The organism is Psychrobacillus sp. FSL K6-1267 (assembly GCF_038003265.1).
Classification (GTDB): Bacteria; Bacillota; Bacilli; order Bacillales_A; family Planococcaceae; genus Psychrobacillus; species Psychrobacillus faecigallinarum.
Window position 1 is genome coordinate 998,399 of sequence record NZ_JBBOOR010000001.1, and the last position, 17,742, is coordinate 1,016,140.

Annotated in this window: 14 protein-coding genes; 8 read left to right on the top strand and 6 right to left on the bottom strand. The window is 35.4% G+C overall.

Annotated features, from left to right (window positions below; all coding sequences use genetic code 11):
* Positions 1–29: 29 nt before the first annotated feature.
* Entirely contained in the window at positions 30–1,742 is a 1,713-nt protein-coding gene (locus MHB55_RS04950) for a methyl-accepting chemotaxis protein (protein WP_229653931.1), read from the bottom strand.
* 323 nt (positions 1,743–2,065) lie between these two features.
* Here MHB55_RS04950 and MHB55_RS04955 point away from each other — a divergent pair, with 323 nt between their 5' ends.
* Positions 2,066–2,542 carry a C40 family peptidase gene (locus tag MHB55_RS04955; RefSeq protein WP_144538232.1) on the top strand — a complete coding sequence of 159 codons (477 nt, stop codon included), beginning with the start codon at positions 2,066–2,068 and terminating at the stop codon, positions 2,540–2,542.
* Between the two features lie 63 nt (positions 2,543–2,605).
* Here MHB55_RS04955 and MHB55_RS04960 read toward each other — a convergent pair whose 3' ends face one another.
* Positions 2,606–3,682: a CdaR family transcriptional regulator gene (locus MHB55_RS04960; RefSeq protein WP_340862738.1), complete on the bottom strand. Its 1,077-nt coding sequence runs from the start codon at positions 3,680–3,682 to the stop codon at positions 2,606–2,608.
* Between the two features lie 128 nt (positions 3,683–3,810).
* Here MHB55_RS04960 and MHB55_RS04965 point away from each other — a divergent pair, with 128 nt between their 5' ends.
* Together MHB55_RS04965 and MHB55_RS04970 are read left to right on the top strand one after the other, a co-directional pair.
* The gene (locus MHB55_RS04965; RefSeq protein WP_427658915.1) at positions 3,811–4,947 is read left to right on the top strand and encodes a glycerate kinase; all 1,137 of its coding nucleotides are present in this window, start codon (positions 3,811–3,813) and stop codon (positions 4,945–4,947) included.
* A gap of 4 nt (positions 4,948–4,951) precedes the next feature.
* Entirely contained in the window at positions 4,952–6,295 is a 1,344-nt protein-coding gene (locus MHB55_RS04970; protein ID WP_144537441.1) for a GntP family permease, read from the top strand.
* A gap of 135 nt (positions 6,296–6,430) precedes the next feature.
* Here MHB55_RS04970 and MHB55_RS04975 read toward each other — a convergent pair whose 3' ends face one another.
* Together MHB55_RS04975 and MHB55_RS04980 are read right to left on the bottom strand one after the other, a co-directional pair.
* Entirely contained in the window at positions 6,431–7,885 is a 1,455-nt protein-coding gene (locus MHB55_RS04975) for an S-layer homology domain-containing protein (RefSeq protein ID WP_186318106.1), read from the bottom strand.
* Positions 7,886–7,949: 64 nt separating this feature from the next.
* Positions 7,950–9,596: a hypothetical protein gene (locus MHB55_RS04980; RefSeq protein WP_340862739.1), complete on the bottom strand. Its 1,647-nt coding sequence runs from the start codon at positions 9,594–9,596 to the stop codon at positions 7,950–7,952.
* 257 nt (positions 9,597–9,853) lie between these two features.
* On the opposite strand from MHB55_RS04980, the gene MHB55_RS04985 reads away from it, so the two are divergent.
* Positions 9,854–10,930 carry a branched-chain amino acid aminotransferase gene (locus MHB55_RS04985; protein WP_340862740.1) on the top strand — a complete coding sequence of 359 codons (1,077 nt, stop codon included), beginning with the start codon at positions 9,854–9,856 and terminating at the stop codon, positions 10,928–10,930.
* 60 nt (positions 10,931–10,990) lie between these two features.
* Here the strand turns inward: MHB55_RS04985 and MHB55_RS04990 are convergent, their stop codons facing one another.
* The gene (locus tag MHB55_RS04990) at positions 10,991–11,590 is read right to left on the bottom strand and encodes a transposase (protein ID WP_186318107.1); all 600 of its coding nucleotides are present in this window, start codon (positions 11,588–11,590) and stop codon (positions 10,991–10,993) included.
* A 284-nt stretch (positions 11,591–11,874) separates the two neighbouring features.
* On the opposite strand from MHB55_RS04990, the gene MHB55_RS04995 reads away from it, so the two are divergent.
* The 4 genes from MHB55_RS04995 to MHB55_RS05010 all read left to right on the top strand — a co-directional run bounded on the left by MHB55_RS04995 (position 11,875) and on the right by MHB55_RS05010 (position 16,618).
* A complete protein-coding gene (locus MHB55_RS04995) occupies positions 11,875–12,582 on the top strand; it encodes a response regulator transcription factor (RefSeq protein WP_151111000.1) in 708 nt (235 codons plus the stop codon).
* Positions 12,572–13,933, top strand: coding sequence for a sensor histidine kinase (locus tag MHB55_RS05000; protein ID WP_151110998.1), 1,362 nt, complete (start codon positions 12,572–12,574; stop codon positions 13,931–13,933). The genes MHB55_RS04995 and MHB55_RS05000 overlap by 11 nt, the downstream gene beginning before the upstream one ends.
* Before the next feature lie 42 nt (positions 13,934–13,975).
* Positions 13,976–15,190 (top strand): PepSY domain-containing protein, encoded by a 1,215-nt coding sequence (locus MHB55_RS05005; RefSeq protein WP_340862741.1) that lies wholly within the window; start codon positions 13,976–13,978, stop codon positions 15,188–15,190.
* Between the two features lie 462 nt (positions 15,191–15,652).
* Entirely contained in the window at positions 15,653–16,618 is a 966-nt protein-coding gene (locus MHB55_RS05010; RefSeq protein ID WP_154311330.1) for a carbohydrate kinase family protein, read from the top strand.
* An 86-nt stretch (positions 16,619–16,704) separates the two neighbouring features.
* On the opposite strand, the gene MHB55_RS05015 is transcribed toward MHB55_RS05010, so the two are convergent.
* Positions 16,705–17,673: a proline dehydrogenase family protein gene (locus MHB55_RS05015; protein WP_151110992.1), complete on the bottom strand. Its 969-nt coding sequence runs from the start codon at positions 17,671–17,673 to the stop codon at positions 16,705–16,707.
* Between the last annotated feature and the right edge of the window lie 69 nt (positions 17,674–17,742).

Genomic DNA, 17,742 nt, shown 5'->3' on the forward strand with positions numbered 1-17,742 from the left:
TGCTCAGGTTTAATGAGCAGCTTTGTTGTTTATAGTTTGAATTTGTTAATGAGGTTTTGGAGTTCCTGTGCAACCTCATGGGTTTCTGCTGAACGATTGGATATCTCATCGATAGAAGCGGTTGTTTCTTCTGTCACTGCTGAGATGCTAGTAGTAACCTCTTCTATTTCACGCATAGATTCAGTCAGACTTTCAATAAGTGCCACTACTTGTTTAGAATTGTTGGCTTCTTTGGTTGTCATTTTGGATATAAGAGAAATTTCTTCAACTGTTTTAGAAACTGCTGTAGAGATGTCACGTAACGATTGAGAGGTTTGCTGAACTGTAGCATTTCCATTTTCGATTAGCTTTGTGCTTTCATTAGTGGAATTAACTACATGGCCAATGCTCTCAGTGATTTCACTTACAATTTTTTCAACCTGACTGACTTCTAGATTAGATTGTTCTGCAAGCTTACGAACTTCCTCTGCTACTACTGCAAAGCCTTTTCCGTGCTCTCCAGCACGAGCGGCTTCTATTGATGCATTTAGAGCTAATAGATTTGTTTGAGCTGCAATTCCTGCAATGGATCCGGTAATTTGCTGAATTTTATTAGTTGCTTCATTCAATTTTACAATTGTTGCACCAGTTTCAATGGAGGAGCTGTGTATTTTCTCCATATCCCTGCTTGTTTCTGCAGCACGTTTAAGCCCTTCTTGAGCAGTTTGCATTGTGGACATGGAGTGTGTCGCACATTGGTCTGCAGTTCCTTTAGAATGTTGTAACCCTTCTGCTAGATTGTTTAAAATAGCGGAGGAACTTTCTGCGGAAGCTGTTCCAGTAGAAATAGATGCAACGTTTTCACTCATATTATTGGCGATTTGGTGAATGGCTTCCTTCATTTCATTTAAAGAGAAGGAAGTCTCCTCGGAATTTCTCGTAAGTTGGGAGGAGGTATTTTGGACAGTGCCAATGATAGTGCGTAAATTTTCAGCTACTGTATTAAGCGTTATACTTAAATCGCCAATCTCATCCTTGCTAGTAAAATTCGTATCCTTAACGGACAGATTTCCTTTTGCAATCTCTCCAGCGTGAGCAATCAAAACCGATAAAGGTTTCGTCTTTCTTCTTATTAAAAATAAAGTCGCAAGAGAAGCTAAGATTAAAGGAATTATACTTACTAATAATCCCTTGCTTACTACGTCCCAAGTACGCTCCGATACGATGTCTGCATTGAAATCTATTACACTAATTGCAATTATTTCTTTCGTAGGATCGTGATCCTCAAAAATAGGTGCATATCCTGATAAGCGATTCATCCCAGCATATTCGTAGCTTTCTGAATAAGTAGAGTGACCCATCGAGACAAGCATATTTATAGCTTCTTCGTCTATGTAAAATTGATCTCCTGCTTTAAAGCCGGTTTCTTTTAAATTATCGTCTAGAGCTAATATCTTTCCATCTAAATCTAGTATATATTGCGTTTCAAATATATCTTTGTGTGCAGTTGTCCAATTTAGCTTTTCACCTATGCTGTTAACTGCAGCAGAGTCTCCGGATAGAATTTTTTGGACATCCTCTGGCGTCAGTAGGCCAGTAGTTATATTAGCGCACCCATATGCTTCAATACCAGCTGCTTTATATAGTTCCCCATAGGCAGTTTTATAGGTAGCGATAGAAGTGATAGTTAGCATGACAATCATTACGCCCACAATAATAGCCCCAAGATGGGTTGTAAGAGTATTCTTCCATTTCCATTTCACAATAGATATCTCCTATTCTATTTTTTAATTGATGAAAACTTATTAACCTTCTATTTATAACACGTTTTTACTAATAAAAGATAGAGGAAATGTACATATTACTTATAATACTTACATAATAATTAGGCATATTTACTTAAAAATACATATTTTTAATTAGGGAGAGAGTATTAGCATAATTTTTGCTTGTAATCTTTTTGTTACACAAATGTAAAAGCGCTAGTGTTTATTCCATGTTAGGATGGGTATAGATAAAATTTCAACGAGAAAGTAATAGAGAAATTTTTCAATACTTCTTTGGGGGAACATCAACTTTGAAATCTATGTTAAAAAAAATCATCACTATCTTTACTCTGACTCTAGTTTTAGCCATGGGAACATTTGCAGGAAATACAGAAGCTGCTAGCACTGTAGCGTCCAACAAAATAGTATCAAGTGCGAATAATTTAATAGGAATAAAATATCGATATGGTGGTACAACTAAAGCAGGATTTGATTGCTCAGGATTTATTGGATATGTATACAAAAGCAACGGAATCTCTCTTCCTAGAACAGCTGCTGGAATGTATAGTAAAGGAACATCAGTAAAAAAAGCTAACTTAGCTGTTGGTGATCTAGTTTTCTTTAATACATCAGGTAAAGGTGTTTCACATGTTGGAATGTTCATCGGCAACGGAAAATTCATTCATGCTTCTACTTCAAAAGGAGTAAGAGTTGATAAAATAAACGATCCATATTATTGGGGCAAGAAATACGTAGGCGCTAAAAAAGTAGCGAACGTACAAGTAGCGAAAAAATAATGAGATAAATAAAACCGTTTCGGCTAAAGCTGAAACGGTTTTTTGTGTGCATAAACTCTAAGGTTAGTCTTTTAATAATAGGGCTAGTTGGAGTGCTAATGCATCCTGAAAGTTATTAGGATTATAGCCTGTCAAATGGGCTATTTTGTTTAATCGATAGGTAAGCGTATGGCGATGAATTCCTAGTTCTTCCGCGCAAATACCTAGTTGCAGATTGCTTTCAAAATATTTTTGTAAAGTTAGCTGTAACTTCGAGTCAAGGTGTTGAAGTAATCTTTCTGTATACGTTTGAATTTCAAAGGCTTCTTTACTTTTGAAAAGTGAATATATTTCTACTTCCTCAAAGGAAACGATTGGTTTATTAGGATTACCATACTGATGGGCAAGCTTAGCAGTTTGGTATGCATAATGAACCTGTTCTAGGTTGGCAACTTCTCTTCCCAATCCTAAAGAAATAGAATAATATTTTGTCAATTTATCAGCGAGTAAAGAAACCTTACGGGAAAACGTTTCTTGATCTAACCCAGATATTAAAATAAAATGCTCACTCGCCTGATAATGTCCTACTAAAATGGAGTCAGTTTCTAAATAAAACTCTATCTCCTCTATAATATTTTGATAGGAGGGAGACTCAGGATCAACCTCAAGCATCATAGCATAAAATGGAGCTTTATTTTGAAAGCCAATTTTATTTAGTCGTTCCTGTAAATACTTCTGGATAGGCTGTCCACTCATTAATTCTTCAAATACCAACTCTTGAATTTTTCGTTTCCACTCTCTTTCTGAAACGATTAAGGCTTGATGAACCATCATTTCTGTTGTGAGTTGAACGAGTTTTGAGATTTCTTCAATCTCTTGTGGCTCTCCGGTGACTCCCATGACTCCAACTAAATCCTCCTGAAAAAATATAGGCAAATTAATGCCTGGTTTTGTTCTAGGAAAAAGGTGATTATTATCTTTTGTAATCCATAGAGGAGACTTAGTTCGGGCTACTTCAATTGCTCCTTCATGAATTCGGTTAACTCTCATCTTGTCTCCCGAGGCAAGAATGACTCCATTAGTTTGCATAATATTAATGTTTCGGTGAAGACGAAGCATAGTCTGTTGGACAATTTGCTCGGCTAATTGTTTGGTTATCAAAGTATTCACCTCAATGTATAAAAAATCTTCTGTTATAATACAGATAATTTATACTTTAAGTATAATGCAATGACTTTTCCTTTGCACTATAATTTTTGTAAGCGCTTCACTTAAAAGGAGGAGATCTTATTAAAATTGTTGTTAGCCCTGATTCCTACAAGGGTTCATTGTCTGCAACTGAAGTTGCAAGAGCCATTGTAGAAACTATTAATCAAATTAACCCAACTATTGAAACTGTATTACTTCCTGTAGCAGATGGTGGAGAGGGGACATTAGAGCCTCTTATTTTTGCAACTAAGGGACGTTTTGTGAATGCTACTGTAAGTGACCCGTTAGGAAGACCTATACAGGCATTGTATGGCGTTTTAGGAGATGGAGAAACCTGTGTCATAGAAATGGCAAGGGCTTCAGGTCTTACTCTTTTAACTGAACAGGAAAAAAATCCGCTAGAGACATCTACCTATGGAACTGGAGAGCTTATTCGACATGCTCTCGATCAGGGATTTAGAAAATTCATCATTGGGATAGGTGGAAGTGCAACCAATGATGGCGGGGTAGGAATGCTTCGTGCATTAGGTATGAAATTTAAGAATAAAGTAAAAGAGATAATCCCTAATGGAGGGGGCTATCTTGGGGACATAGAAGAAATTGATATTAGTGGATTGGACGAAAGATTGCAAGGTTCCCAGTTTAAATTGGCTTGTGATGTAGACAATCCTTTGATAGGTGCTAATGGAGCAACTGCTGTCTTTGGTCCTCAAAAAGGCGTGACCCCTGATATGATCAGTCATTTGGATGCGAATTTACATGTTCTAGCAGACAAAATTGCTGAAGTAACAGGTATTCATGTGCATCATACACCTGGTGCCGGTGCAGCTGGAGGACTTGGAGGTGCATTTCTTGCATTTTTTCCTGTCCATTTGAAGCCTGGTATTGAGGTGGTTATGGAAGCCATTCATTTTGAAAATCAAATAGAGGGTGCTGATTTTATTATTACAGGTGAAGGAAAAACAGATCAACAAACTCTATCTGGAAAAGCACCAATGGGTATTGCTAAAGCTGCAAATAAAAGAGGTATTCCGGTTATATTAGTCTCAGGATTCATAGAGGCTGAAGATAAAGGTGAATTGTCATCCTACTTTTATAAGCTTGTGAGTATAGTAGACGATTCCGTAAGTGTAGATGAATCTATGGAAAATCCGATTCATCATTTGAAGGCAAAAACAAAGGAAATAATGCAAGCTATCCTAAAGAAAGAGGTGTAGGAAGATGTTGTTTTTAGTTATATTGTTAGGGGTAATTTTTGTTGTTGTTGCTACAGCCATTTTTAAGCTCCACCCTTTTTTAGCTTTATTAATTAGTGCTTTCTTTGTAGGAATTGCCTCTGGTATGCCATTGCTAACAGTGGTAGAGAACGTAAACAGTGGTTTTGGTGGGTTGATGACAAGTATTGGTATTGTAATTGTTGCGGGAACAATTATTGGAGTTATCCTAGAAAAGTCTGGTGCAGCATATCGGATGGCAGAGGTTGTCCTTCGTATTTTAGGTGAAAAACGACCACAGCTCGCTATGTCAATCATAGGCTTTATTGTTTCAATTCCTGTATTTTGTGATTCTGGTTTTATTATTCTATCAAGCTTAAAAAAATCATTAGCAAAACGTGCGAAGGTCAAGGTAGCTTCAATGGCAGTCGCTTTATCTACAGGTCTTTATGCGACTCATACATTAGTTCCTCCTACACCCGGTCCTATCGCAGCGGCAGGTAACATTGGGGCAACAGATTATTTAGGTACAATTATTTTAGTTGGTTTATTTGTTGCAATTCCAGCTACTATTGTTGGGTACTTATGGGCTGTTAAGGTAGGTACAAAAATTGATGTACCTGCTGACCATGAAGAGGCGCTAGATTATGAAGAGGTTATCAAGTCTTTTGGGAAAATGCCTTCTACATTTAAATCTTTCTTGCCAATCGTCTTGCCTATATTATTAATAGGAATCGGGTCAGTAGCTGCATTAGTTGGGGATGAGTCAGGATGGACGAATTTCCTTAGATTCCTAGGTTCACCTACAGTAGCACTGTTGTTTGGTGTGTTTGCATCTTTCCTATTGTTACCTGAAATTAGTGAAAAAACGTTGTCAGGCTGGATCGGTGAAAGTTTAAAAGAGGCAGCACCGATTCTATTAATCACAGGAGCTGGTGGTGCGTTTGGTACTGTTATTAAAAACTCGGGAGTAGCAGAATTACTGCAAGAAATGGATTTAGGAGTTCTGGCAAATGGAGCATTATTCCTGTTAGTACCATTCCTAATTGCGGCAGCTTTGAAAACTGCTCAAGGCTCCTCTACAGCGGCGCTTGTTATTACATCATCTTTAGTAGCCCCAATGCTTCCAACTTTAGGAATAGAGGGAGCATTACCGCTTGCATTAGTCGTAATGGCGGTAGGAGCAGGTGCAATGACAGTCAGCCATGTCAATGATAGCTATTTCTGGGTAGTGACACAATTTAGCGGTATGAAAGTTACAGATGCTTACAAGGCGCAAACAATGGCAACACTACTGCAAGGTATTACCACTATCATCGTCACAGCAATTCTTTGGTTCATATTTGTGTAAGTCGTTTAAGAGGTTGACTAGTATGTTACAGGTGCCTGGCACCTGTAACATAATACACCCTGTAAAATAAAAAATTGCAAAGTAAAAAACCCCATTTAGACACTGCTTGCCAGTGCTTAGACGGGGTTTTAGAATTTACTTGAAGTTCATCATGTCGTCGCGATAGTTTTGTTTTAAGTCAGATTCAAGGAAATTCATGTAACGAACGAGCAATTGTGAAGCTTTTCCTCGAGTAAGAACTTCGTTAGGGTTAATACGATTCTTTTTGTCAGGATCGATTAATCCTAATTCACTTGCTACATAGATACTATCTTTTGCAGCTTTCGGTATTTTGTTATCATCGATAAATTTCGTTGTATAGCCAGGAGTTGGAGCACGTCCTTCCAAACCAAGCGAGCGTACAATAATAGTTACTGCTTCTGCTCTAGTGATGGATTTATTTGCACCAAAAATGTCAGCGTTCACCGGATTCACAATTTCTTTATTTAAAGCACTTTCGATATAGACATAGTTGGGATCTTTAACATCTAAATCTGTAAATATAGCTTTTTTTACATTTTTATTATTCTTTGGTTTTTCTTCTAAGACACGTAAATCTACTGCCTTTGCTACCGCCACAGTAAAGAGATCCTTTTTCATTGCTGCGTCTGGAGAGAAGAAGTTACTTGATTCATCGAAAATACCTAAAGAATAAAGTTTCTCTATATTTGGTTTTGACCAATGTTTTTCGATGTCTCGGAATTTAGGGACGATCAATCTTTCCACGGTAGGTGTTTTATCTTTGTATAAGTACTCAGTTCCCGTGGGGTTATACAGATTAAAAGGTATTTGATAATCATACTGGGCAACCATGTTAGACTTGCTTATAACAGAGTGTCCTCCAACAAAGCTAGAAAGAGAGGGAATATGTTTTTCATATTCTAACACTCTAGATTTACTGTCAGAAACCTTGCTAGTCACAAATGATGTCCCTTCTGGAGAATCTATTTCATAATCAATCAATTGGGTGTCTGTAGAGCCCCAGAAATTTTTGTAACCAACATTATTTCCTTCCATATAGACAGTTATTAAATCATTCGTTGTTGTTTTTCCATTTTTTTGAGTGCGTTTGTAAATTTTACGTGCGATTATATTCCCAGAATAATAATCAGTTGCTGGACGATTATCAATAACCGAACCTTGAGAAAACTGATAATCATCTAATGTAAATGTAGTTTTATTAGCCAATGTCACTTTTTCGGAATAACTCTTAATAGTAGTGTTAGCAGTCGTTTGATTCTTCTTTGTATGAATTGTTAAATCAGAAACATAGACAACGCTTCTCGTTAATTTATCTCCATACTGATTACTTAAATTGAATTTGTAGGTAGAGGTTAATTGATTTTTATTTTCTTTTTCAGTTACAGTTGCTTTTCCTGTGAATGTAATCGGAGAACCATCTAGAAAGAAAACCTCTTCATAGGAATATTCATCTAAAATGCCACCATTAAAATCTGGAACCTTGGCGCTAGCCTCATTTATACCTAGATTTAGTACAAGGAATATAGCCATCAAGGAAACAATTGTCTTGTTCATTAATTTGTTTTTCATTTTAATTTCATTTACCTCTTTCTGTATGTAATTGAGGGTATGAAACTTCATACCCTCCAAGTTGTTAGTCTACTAAAATAATTTTTGCCTGGTAATAGCTGCTGTGGATCATATAAAGTCGATCATTTCTTTTAATATCCTCTGCTTTTATCACTTTTCCTTCTTTTATGAACATAGCGTTAGTGAAATCTATATAGTTCCGCTGAGAGGCAGCAAGCCAATCGCCGTATAGCCATTCACTTACATCTTTTAAACTAAGCCGGTGGTCCCAATTATTAAAGTTGTATAAATTATTTAATCTACCAATGGAAACGGATGTTTCCGGTGTAGTATAACCAACTATTTTAGCCGCAACAATATGGTTATCCTTCACGTAGAAGTAAGCGTTTTTCCCCGTACTATAAGTAAAATCTTTTGTAGAGGTATTAGAATCCTCCGTTACTACTGTATCATTGCTGAAGCTGAAGTTAGCGTTCCCTGTTGAGTACCAATAATTATTAGAAAGCATTTGAGTATTAGTTAATGAAAGATGATATTGATTCGTATAACTAATTTGTCCAAAATACAATTGATGATCAGCTAAGTTAGCGCTTTGGAAACCGTCGTTTGTTATATGGATGACATTAGCATATTGATTAGAAGAAGCTCCATTGGAAATGACAAAAGCTTTTCCACTAGGCTGAAGAGCAATAGGATCCACTAACCGGCCATTTCTAATAATAATTGTTCCACTATGATATGGAATGTTTCCAGAAGCGGATAATTTAATTGTCTTGTTTTTCGTATCTACTGCATTCAAATTCTCGTGAAGTGTTCGCTCATTTGTCTTTTTAATAATCATTTTTTGGATTACTTCTTTTCCGGATTGCTTCACTGTCACATAGTAAATCTCGTTGTTTCGATAATTACGAAGTTGGCTTTTATCAATTTTTTTAGTACCGAGAAAGATTGGTGTCTTATCTGTAAAACTCTTTGAATTTATAGTATTGCCGTTAGTGTTGCTCCAAGTCCAATTAATAAATGCTTTCTCTTCTTTAATGACTAGCTTATTTTGTTTGGAGTCAATTTGTTGAATGACACCTTTATATATATTTTCTACCTTGACACCATCTTTAGTAATTTCAATGGAGGATAAAATAGAATTGTCATATTCGGATGTTTGGAGTTTCACTCGATCTCCGACATATAAAACACTTAAATCTACTATTTTATTGTCTTTATATAATTCTGTTTCAGAATCTAAATAGAACCTGGTTGATTTTTTGTCTTTTAAATTTATTGAGATAAATTTTCCGCTTTTGTCTATTTCGTTTATAGTACCTGTAAGGATTTGACCAATGGCTTCAAGGTCACTCTTGTCAGGTGAATCTTGCTCAATTTGAACCAGACCGTTCAGTTCTATTATTTTGTTTCCCTGAAGCTCTGCTTCGACCCATACACCTTCCTTAAAGGCTCCAATAGAGGTAGGGGTTGAGTCCATGTATAGAGGGGTATATTTGTCTATACTTAACGTTATTTCTTTCCCGTTTTGATTCATCAAAATTATGTGAGTCAATTTTTTCTCTGTTGTTTTGTCAGCTAGTATGACCTCTTCATAAATTGTTTTGACGAACACGCCGCTTACCATCGAAGATGCTTTAGCAGGAGTGGACGAAAAAATGGTGCTTATTAAAAGTAATAAGCTTAATATGTATAAAGTATTTCTAAACACATATTTACCTCCTATCTTTTGGTATTTTCATATACTTTATCTATCGGATTAAAGAAGGGGATATTTAGACAGCAAAGCTTCAATTTAATTAATCATAGGAGGAAAATAAAAATTTCTAAAAAATCCACAAAATGTTTTGAAAATTTTATAAAAAGGTATTTTCAAATTTAATAAAAGGAGTATAATTGCATATAATATATTGCACATCTATAAAAGTCGCAATTTACAAAATATTTAATTGATTGGGGAAATACGTCATGAATAGTGTAAAAATTAGAATCACTGAAAATGAAATGAAGAACGAAAAAACGCCAGCTAGTCAACTTGCCTTTGGTACGAAATTTACAGATCATATGTTTATTGCGGACTATACTGCAAGAATTGGGTGGCATGATCACCGTATTGTCCCTTATCAACCGCTTACGTTAGATCCTTCAGCTACGATATTACATTATGGGCAAACTGTATTTGAAGGAATGAAGGCATATTTATCGGAGGATGGAGTAGTCAGACTGTTTCGTCCCGAACAAAATATGAAACGAATGAATAGTTCATGTGACAGATTGAGCATGCCTCAAATAGATGAAGATTTTGCTTTGGAAGCATTAAAAGAATTGCTAGAGATTGATAAGGAGTGGATTCCAACTGAGCCAGGAACCTCTCTATATATTCGACCATTCATGATTGCAACGGAGGCTCATTTGGGTGTTTCCGCTTCTAAAACGTACAGCTTTATGATCATTATGTCGCCAGTTGGTTCTTATTATAAAGAAGGTATTCATCCTGTTAAGATATTAGTAGAAAGTGAATATGTTCGTGCTGTTGCAGGTGGAACAGGAATGGCTAAAACAGCTGGAAACTATGCATCAAGCTTAAAGGCGCAGGAAGTGGCTGACAGAGAAGGCTATTCACAAGTTCTATGGTTAGACGGAATTGAACGTAAATATATTGAAGAAGTAGGAAGCATGAATGTGTTCTTTAAAATAGACGGAGAGGTTGTTACTCCATCATTGAATGGTTCTATTTTAGATGGTATTACTAGAAAATCCATTATTGAATTATTAAAATATTGGGGAGTGCCAGTAACAGAACGTAAGGTGTCTATGGAGGAAATACGCGAAGCTTATTTAGACGGTAAGCTAGATGAGGCATTTGGTACCGGGACTGCTGCAGTTATTTCTCCTATTGGTGAGTTACGTTGGAAAGGCGAATTATTCTATGTGAATAATGGAGAAACTGGCGAGATATCTAAGAAACTATATGATACTTTGACAGGTATACAACATGGCACTATTGAAGATCCATTTGGATGGGTCGTTGAACTAAAGCAGTAATAAGTATCGCTCCTAAAATTAGGAGCGATTTTTTTATGGCTCTCTTAAGTTTGAATTATATCAATTAAAATTCATCTCGTAACTAAAGTGCAAGTCCTGTCTAGTACGAAAGTTTTCACAATAAGCTACATAGTTTTCTTCTTTGATTTCTGGATATTTTGCTATCAAAGAGGGGAGTAGTTCGGTGTTTACAAAAGGATAGTCACTTTTTTTATCGTAAAAGTAAAAGGCAAAGGAGCTATAAGGATAATATTCCATTCTACTAGCCATAGCTTTAGAAGTTGTAAGTGGATTTTGGTGAATATAACTACTAACATTTAATAATCCAATGGGATCAGAAACCATACTGGAAAAAAATCTTGTTTCGTAAAGTTGTCCAAAATAATTATATTTTCGTTTGAAGTATTCAGAGTAGGTCTTGTTAATGGATAACATAACATCCGAAAGTGGTGTTTCAGGGGAGCGTATTAAAAGGTGATAATGATTATTCATAATGCAATAAGCAACAATAGTAAATTTTGATTTTTTATATGTACGTTGTAAAGCTCTAAAAAAGAGAGATACATCGCCCTCATTTAAGAATATATTCTGTCGATTATTCCCTCTCATTGTTACGTGATAATAAAGCTCCGGCTGCCAAATCCTCCTCATTCTGCCCATTCCAGTTACCTCCATCTGTCCTTTTAAACTAACATACTATAAAGCTCGCAGTTCTTCAATGACTTAAATTATGTAATATTCACAATGATTTGATTTTCGATGTAAAAAGTCGTTTGAATTCCTATTTTGTCGCTAAATTATAGCCTAAAATATTATAAAGCAGCTTTATTACGAGAGTATTACTGGTGCCTGGCACCAGTAATACTCTCGTAATGTTTGGTTTAGGTTGCTTAAATAGGTTGTAGTAGATTGTGTTAAAATAGGTATAAAGAGGAGGGGTGCGTATGAAAGAGAATGTATTAATTATAGAAGATGAGGAAAATATTGCGCGTGTTCTTCAGTTGGAGCTGGAATTCGAGGGTTATTCTGTAGAGATTGCTTATACAGGTACAGATGGCCTTATAAAATATAGAGAGCAAGCATGGGATCTTGTGTTGCTAGATTTGATGTTACCTGGCTTAAATGGGCTGGATGTTTTAAGACGCATAAGAGCGACTGAGGCTAATACTCCAGTTATTTTGTTGACAGCAAAGAGCGGCCTAGAAGACAAAGTAAAGGGTTTGGATTTAGGAGCGAATGATTATGTGACGAAACCTTTTGAAATTGAAGAATTACTTGCGCGAGTGCGCTCTGCCATTCGCTTCAACAAGTCCTCTCTCCCTATACCGGTTAAGCAGGAGAATGTTCATGTCTTTCATTCTATCGTTTTAAACGAGCAAACTAGAGAGATTACTAATGAAGGGGATCAGGTAAATCTGACTCCGCGCGAATATGATTTGTTGCTGTATCTAATGAAGCATCCTAACCAAGTGTTAACAAGGGAACAACTGTTGGATGCGGTATGGGGATTTGATTATTATGGTGATACGAATATAGTGGATGTTTACATAAGATATGTGAGAAAAAAATTAGAGGAAAACGATCGCCTCTCTTACATTCATACGGTAAGAGGCGTTGGATATGTTTTAAAGGAGCTGAGAAATGAAGCTTAAAGTTAAGATTCATTTATTCTCAACTTTTTTGACGTTAATTATTTTAGGCTTAATGAATGTAGGAATCTATTTTATATATGAACAAATGGCATTCGACACTGAATACAATCAATTGAATAGTGACGTGGACGAGCTAGTCTCTGCTCTCAGTAAGATGGGAGTAGATGATGACCCGGCTACAATTCTGAGAGCTTTTATTCCACCAAATGGGGGTATTAGAGTTTTCAATAGTGAAAAAACACCCATTGTATTTGTAGAATCTATCGAAGAGATGAATGAATATTTTCCAGAATTACAAGAGGGAGAACGATATACCTCAGGTTATTTTCATGGTGTACCGGTTCTTACGATTATAAAGCCGGTAATTTGGGCGAATGGTGAAGTAGTCGAAGTACAAACTATGAAACAGCTTATTGAAGTGGATAAAAACTTGGACTTTCTACGATGGACTTTAATCAGTGTGACATTAATAGGGATGCTGCTTATGACTATTTCAAGTGTCGCTTTGGGAAACATCATTACGAAGCCTATTAACAAATTGATCAATACGATGTCTCAAAGTAGACTATCTGGAAAATATCAAAAAATAGAGTTAAGTAAAAACCGTAAAGATGAAATGACACAGATGGGCATTGCCTTTAATGAAATGATGGAGCAGTTAGAGGAAAACTACAACAAGCAGGAGCAATTTGTGTCTGATGCCTCTCATGAATTAAAAACGCCTCTAACTGTCATAGAGAGTTATGCGAAGCTATTGTCTCGACATGGCTTTAAGAATAAAGCGATAGCTGAGGAATCAGTGAATGCGATTATTAATGAAACGGCCAGAATGAAAGAGATGATTACTCAAATGCTTGTATTAGCTAAAGGGAATGGTCAGCAAACACAAAAAACAGAAACAATTGATTTATACGAACTTGTTGAAAGCACTCTACAATCTATGCGTACAGCTTATAATCGAAACTTTATCCTAAAAGGTGAGGGACCAATTTATGTAAACACAGATATGGAGCAGCTAACGCAACTTCTTTTTATTATTCTGGATAACGCTAGAAAATATAGTGAAAAGGAAATAAAAACAACAATATCAGAGGATGAGGAAAATACAGTGGTTGCGATTCTGGACTACGGTAATGGAATTCCTAAAAAAGATATTAATTATATTTTTGATCGTTTTTACCGAGTGGATGAGGCTAGAAATAGGAAAACTGGGGGAACGGGTCTGGGACTATCTATTGCTAAAGAGATAGCAAATCGACTATCTATAAAATTGGAAATAGATAGCACAGTTGGATTTGGTACTACAATTTATATTTTTATTCCAAAATCTCCAATTCTCATCAATTTTTAATGTTTGTCTTTTAAAATAGAATTGGGGGGAGGGAAAGCATGAATGAAATTTACTAAAATCAAAAAGTACTCATTGATTTTTGTATCAGTGACAGTTATTTTGGGCACTGGGTTCTTGTTGAATGTCACCCAATCGAACAGAAATTCTATATCAGAAAGTGAAGTTCGTTCCCAGCTAGAGCAATTATATGGTGCAGAGGTAACAGATATAACATTAAAAGAAAATGTGTATAAAGCACTTATTATGAAAAGCGGGACAGTTTATTTAGTTGAGATTAACCCTGAAAACGGTGACGTGTATTCATTGGAGCAAACTACTGAATATATGATTGAGGATTCAGCTTATTATGCAGGTAAAACACAAAGTGCTACATTTGACGATACTTTTGAAGTAATGGAATACCCATTGACTAGCAATATTCGACAAATAGAAAGTAATAATAATATTGTGGTAGAAATGAGTCCAATCACGCAAATTGAAATAAAAGAAAACAATAAAAACTCTATAAATAAAGTAGAAACTGCCCAAGCAACTGAGATTAAGTTAATCAAGTCTAGTATTTCTGCAACTTCTAAGATTGAGGAAAAGACTAACGATACTAAAGTTGATAAGCCGATAACAGAAGTGATTAAAAATGCAATAAAGGATGCCTTGAAAACTGAAAATACTAAAGTAGAGGAAGTTAAAAAAGACACCGTCAAAGAAAACGTTGCAAAAGCGGATGACACAAAAACTGAAGTAAAAACAGACTCTATTAAAATCGAGGGTATCAAAACCGATTCATCAAAATCAGAACCTTTAAAAAATGAAGTATCTAAGACTGAAACTTCTAAGACAGAGAGTAATAAAACGGAGTCTGGTAAAGTGGAATCCGTTAAAACTGAAACTAGTAAAACAGAAACACCCAAAGCAGAAGAAACAAAAAAAGAGGAAGCAAAAAAAGAAGAGGATGACTCTAAATCTTCCACTACTAGCACTACTCAAAGTGAGTCTAAAAAGCCTGAAGAACTAAAACCAGAGAAGCCAGCTACTGTTTTGATCACAGCTGAGCAAGCAACAAAAATAGCACAGCAACAACATAAGGGTACAGTTGAAAGTAATTCCTTTATAAAAACAAACGAAGGCGGTTACTATTTAATAGTAATGCAAACAGCGTCTACAGATGGTGAGTCAAAGGATAGTAAGGATAAGAAAACGAAAGCAACGATTCAGGTGCATGCGATTTCTGGAAAAATTCTTTCTGTGACATGGGAGTAATTAATTCTCATCAATTTCTAATAAAACTCTCTGTGTATTCTCATTTAGTTCCTATATGATGAACTTATAGCAAAATTAATATAAGTTGTTGAACAAGTTTTGAAGGAGCTTTTTCACCAACTAAGCATAATAGGGGATACTTTTTACACACGAGCGATAAAACGATGTGGAAGTAACGAAGGTAAAAAATTACGGCGATTTAAATATACCCTTGAGCGATAACAAGGAAAAACATCTCATTCTACCATCCCCGTAGAATGAGATGTTTTTATTATGTCTAAAGATAATTGCCTAGAGAGTATACAATTTGTATGATCGGACCTCTATTTGATTTCGCTTTTATTCCTAGTTTAAAATAAATGGACAATATAGGAGCAATATGGAAAAATTGTTTTGAATAAATAATCTAAATAAAAGTACTGAATAATTTTAGCTTACAATATTAATAGAGGTGAAAGACAAATGTATGACGTAGTAGCATTAGGTGAAATATTAATCGACTTCACTCCTTATGGTAAATCCGAAAATGGGAATATTTTATTTGAAAGAAATCCGGGCGGAGCACCAGCAAATGTACTAGTTATGCTGAGTAAGCTTGGATTAAAAACGTCCTTCATCAGTAAAGTAGGTGCAGACGAATTCGGAAAATTTCTAAAGGAAACTTTAGATTCCTATAAAGTAGATACAACTGGACTAGCTATAACTGACGAAGTGAACACCACTTTGGCTTTTGTTCATCTGCAGCCTAATGGAGATCGCTCTTTCAGTTTTTATCGAAAACCAGGTGCAGATATTACTTTGGAGGAAAAAGAAGTGAACTACAAATTAATAGACAGAGCCAAATTATTTCATTTTGGTTCTGTTTCAATGACTAATGAACCTGCAAGGCAAGCCACTCTTAGTGCAATTCAATATGCTAAAGATAAAGGATTACTTATTTCTTATGACCCCAATTTACGTGAAAACCTGTGGGAGGATTTGAAAGAAGCGAAGAAAATAATCTCCGATAGCTTATACTTTGCGGATATATTAAAAGTATCTGAAGAAGAGCTTCTTTTTTTAACCGATTCATCTGACTATAAAGAGGGAACAGAAACATTATATAGAAACTACGGAATCTCATTAATTTTTGTAACTCTTGGAGAAAATGGATGCTTTTTTAGATATAAGGATAAAACTGAAATTATTCCACCTTATGTAGTGAGAGCTATTGATACAACCGGATCCGGTGATGCATTCTTCGGAGCATTGTTGTACAAAATTTTAGAGAAATCTCCTATTGAAGAAATGAATATAGAAGGTCTAAAATCTAGTGTGCTCTTTGCAAATGCTGCAGGAGCATTAGCTGCTACTAAGAGAGGTGGCATACCTGCTCTTCCAGATTTAAAGGATATTACTCAGTTCCAAGAGGCAAACCATAAAATATAATTAAGAAATAAAATATTTTTGAATTATCTTCATGCTATTAACGAAAAAAACTGCACTACCTGTTGGTAGTGCAGTTTTTTTGTTTACTATTTTCTTTTTGTTAGTCTTCCGATGGCAAATGCACCAGCTGCAATACCAAGGATTGTATTTGTTTTTTTGTTGAAAACTTGTTTTACGACAAGGTTCATGTTCGCTGGTCGTTCTGCAAGGCGACGCATGAAGTATCCATACCAGTCTTTACCGAAAGGAACGTATGTGCAGAAGTTATAACCTTCTTTAGCAAGCTCTAGTTGCATATCCGTGCGGAAACCATATAGCATTTGGAATTCAAATTTGTCATATGAAATATTGTTGTCTTTGATAAATTGTTTAATATGGTTAATCACATTATGATCATGTGTTGCGATTGAAGTGAATTTACCATTCAATAAATGCCATTCAATTAATTCAATGTAATTTTTATCGATTTCTTCTTTTGTTTGGTAGGCTACATCTGCTGGTTCTTTATAAGCACCTTTTACGATTCGAAGTCGGAAGTTTTTATACTTTTGAATATCTTCAGCAGCTCGGAAGAAGTATGCTTGAATTACTGTACCTACGTTATCAAATTCCTTAGACAATTCGTCTAGGATATCAAAGGAAGGTTGTAAATGTTTGTTAGATTCCATATCGATATTAATAAATGTATCGTATTTTTTTGCTACTGCTGCGATATCTTTTAAGTTTTGTAATGCAAAATCATAATCTATATCTAGCCCTAATTGAGAGGGTTTTAATGAAATATGAGCATCAACCTGATGTTCTTCAATTGCTTCAATAACAGCGATAATTTGAGCTTTTGCTTCTAAAGCTTCTTCTTTTTCAAAAACAAACTCACCTAAATTATCTACCGTACAAGAGATACCTTGAGCATTAAGTTTTTTAATACTTTGCATTGTTTCTTCGATATTCGTTCCTGCTACAACATGTTGAGCACCCATTTTTAAACCATATTTTTTAGCTGCTCCGTTTAATGCTTTGTTTTCTGATAATGTCATAAAAATATCTTTTAACATGATAATACTCCTATCTCTATTGGGATAACTAATTATAACATAAATCACTTTCATTCGTAAAAATTAGCG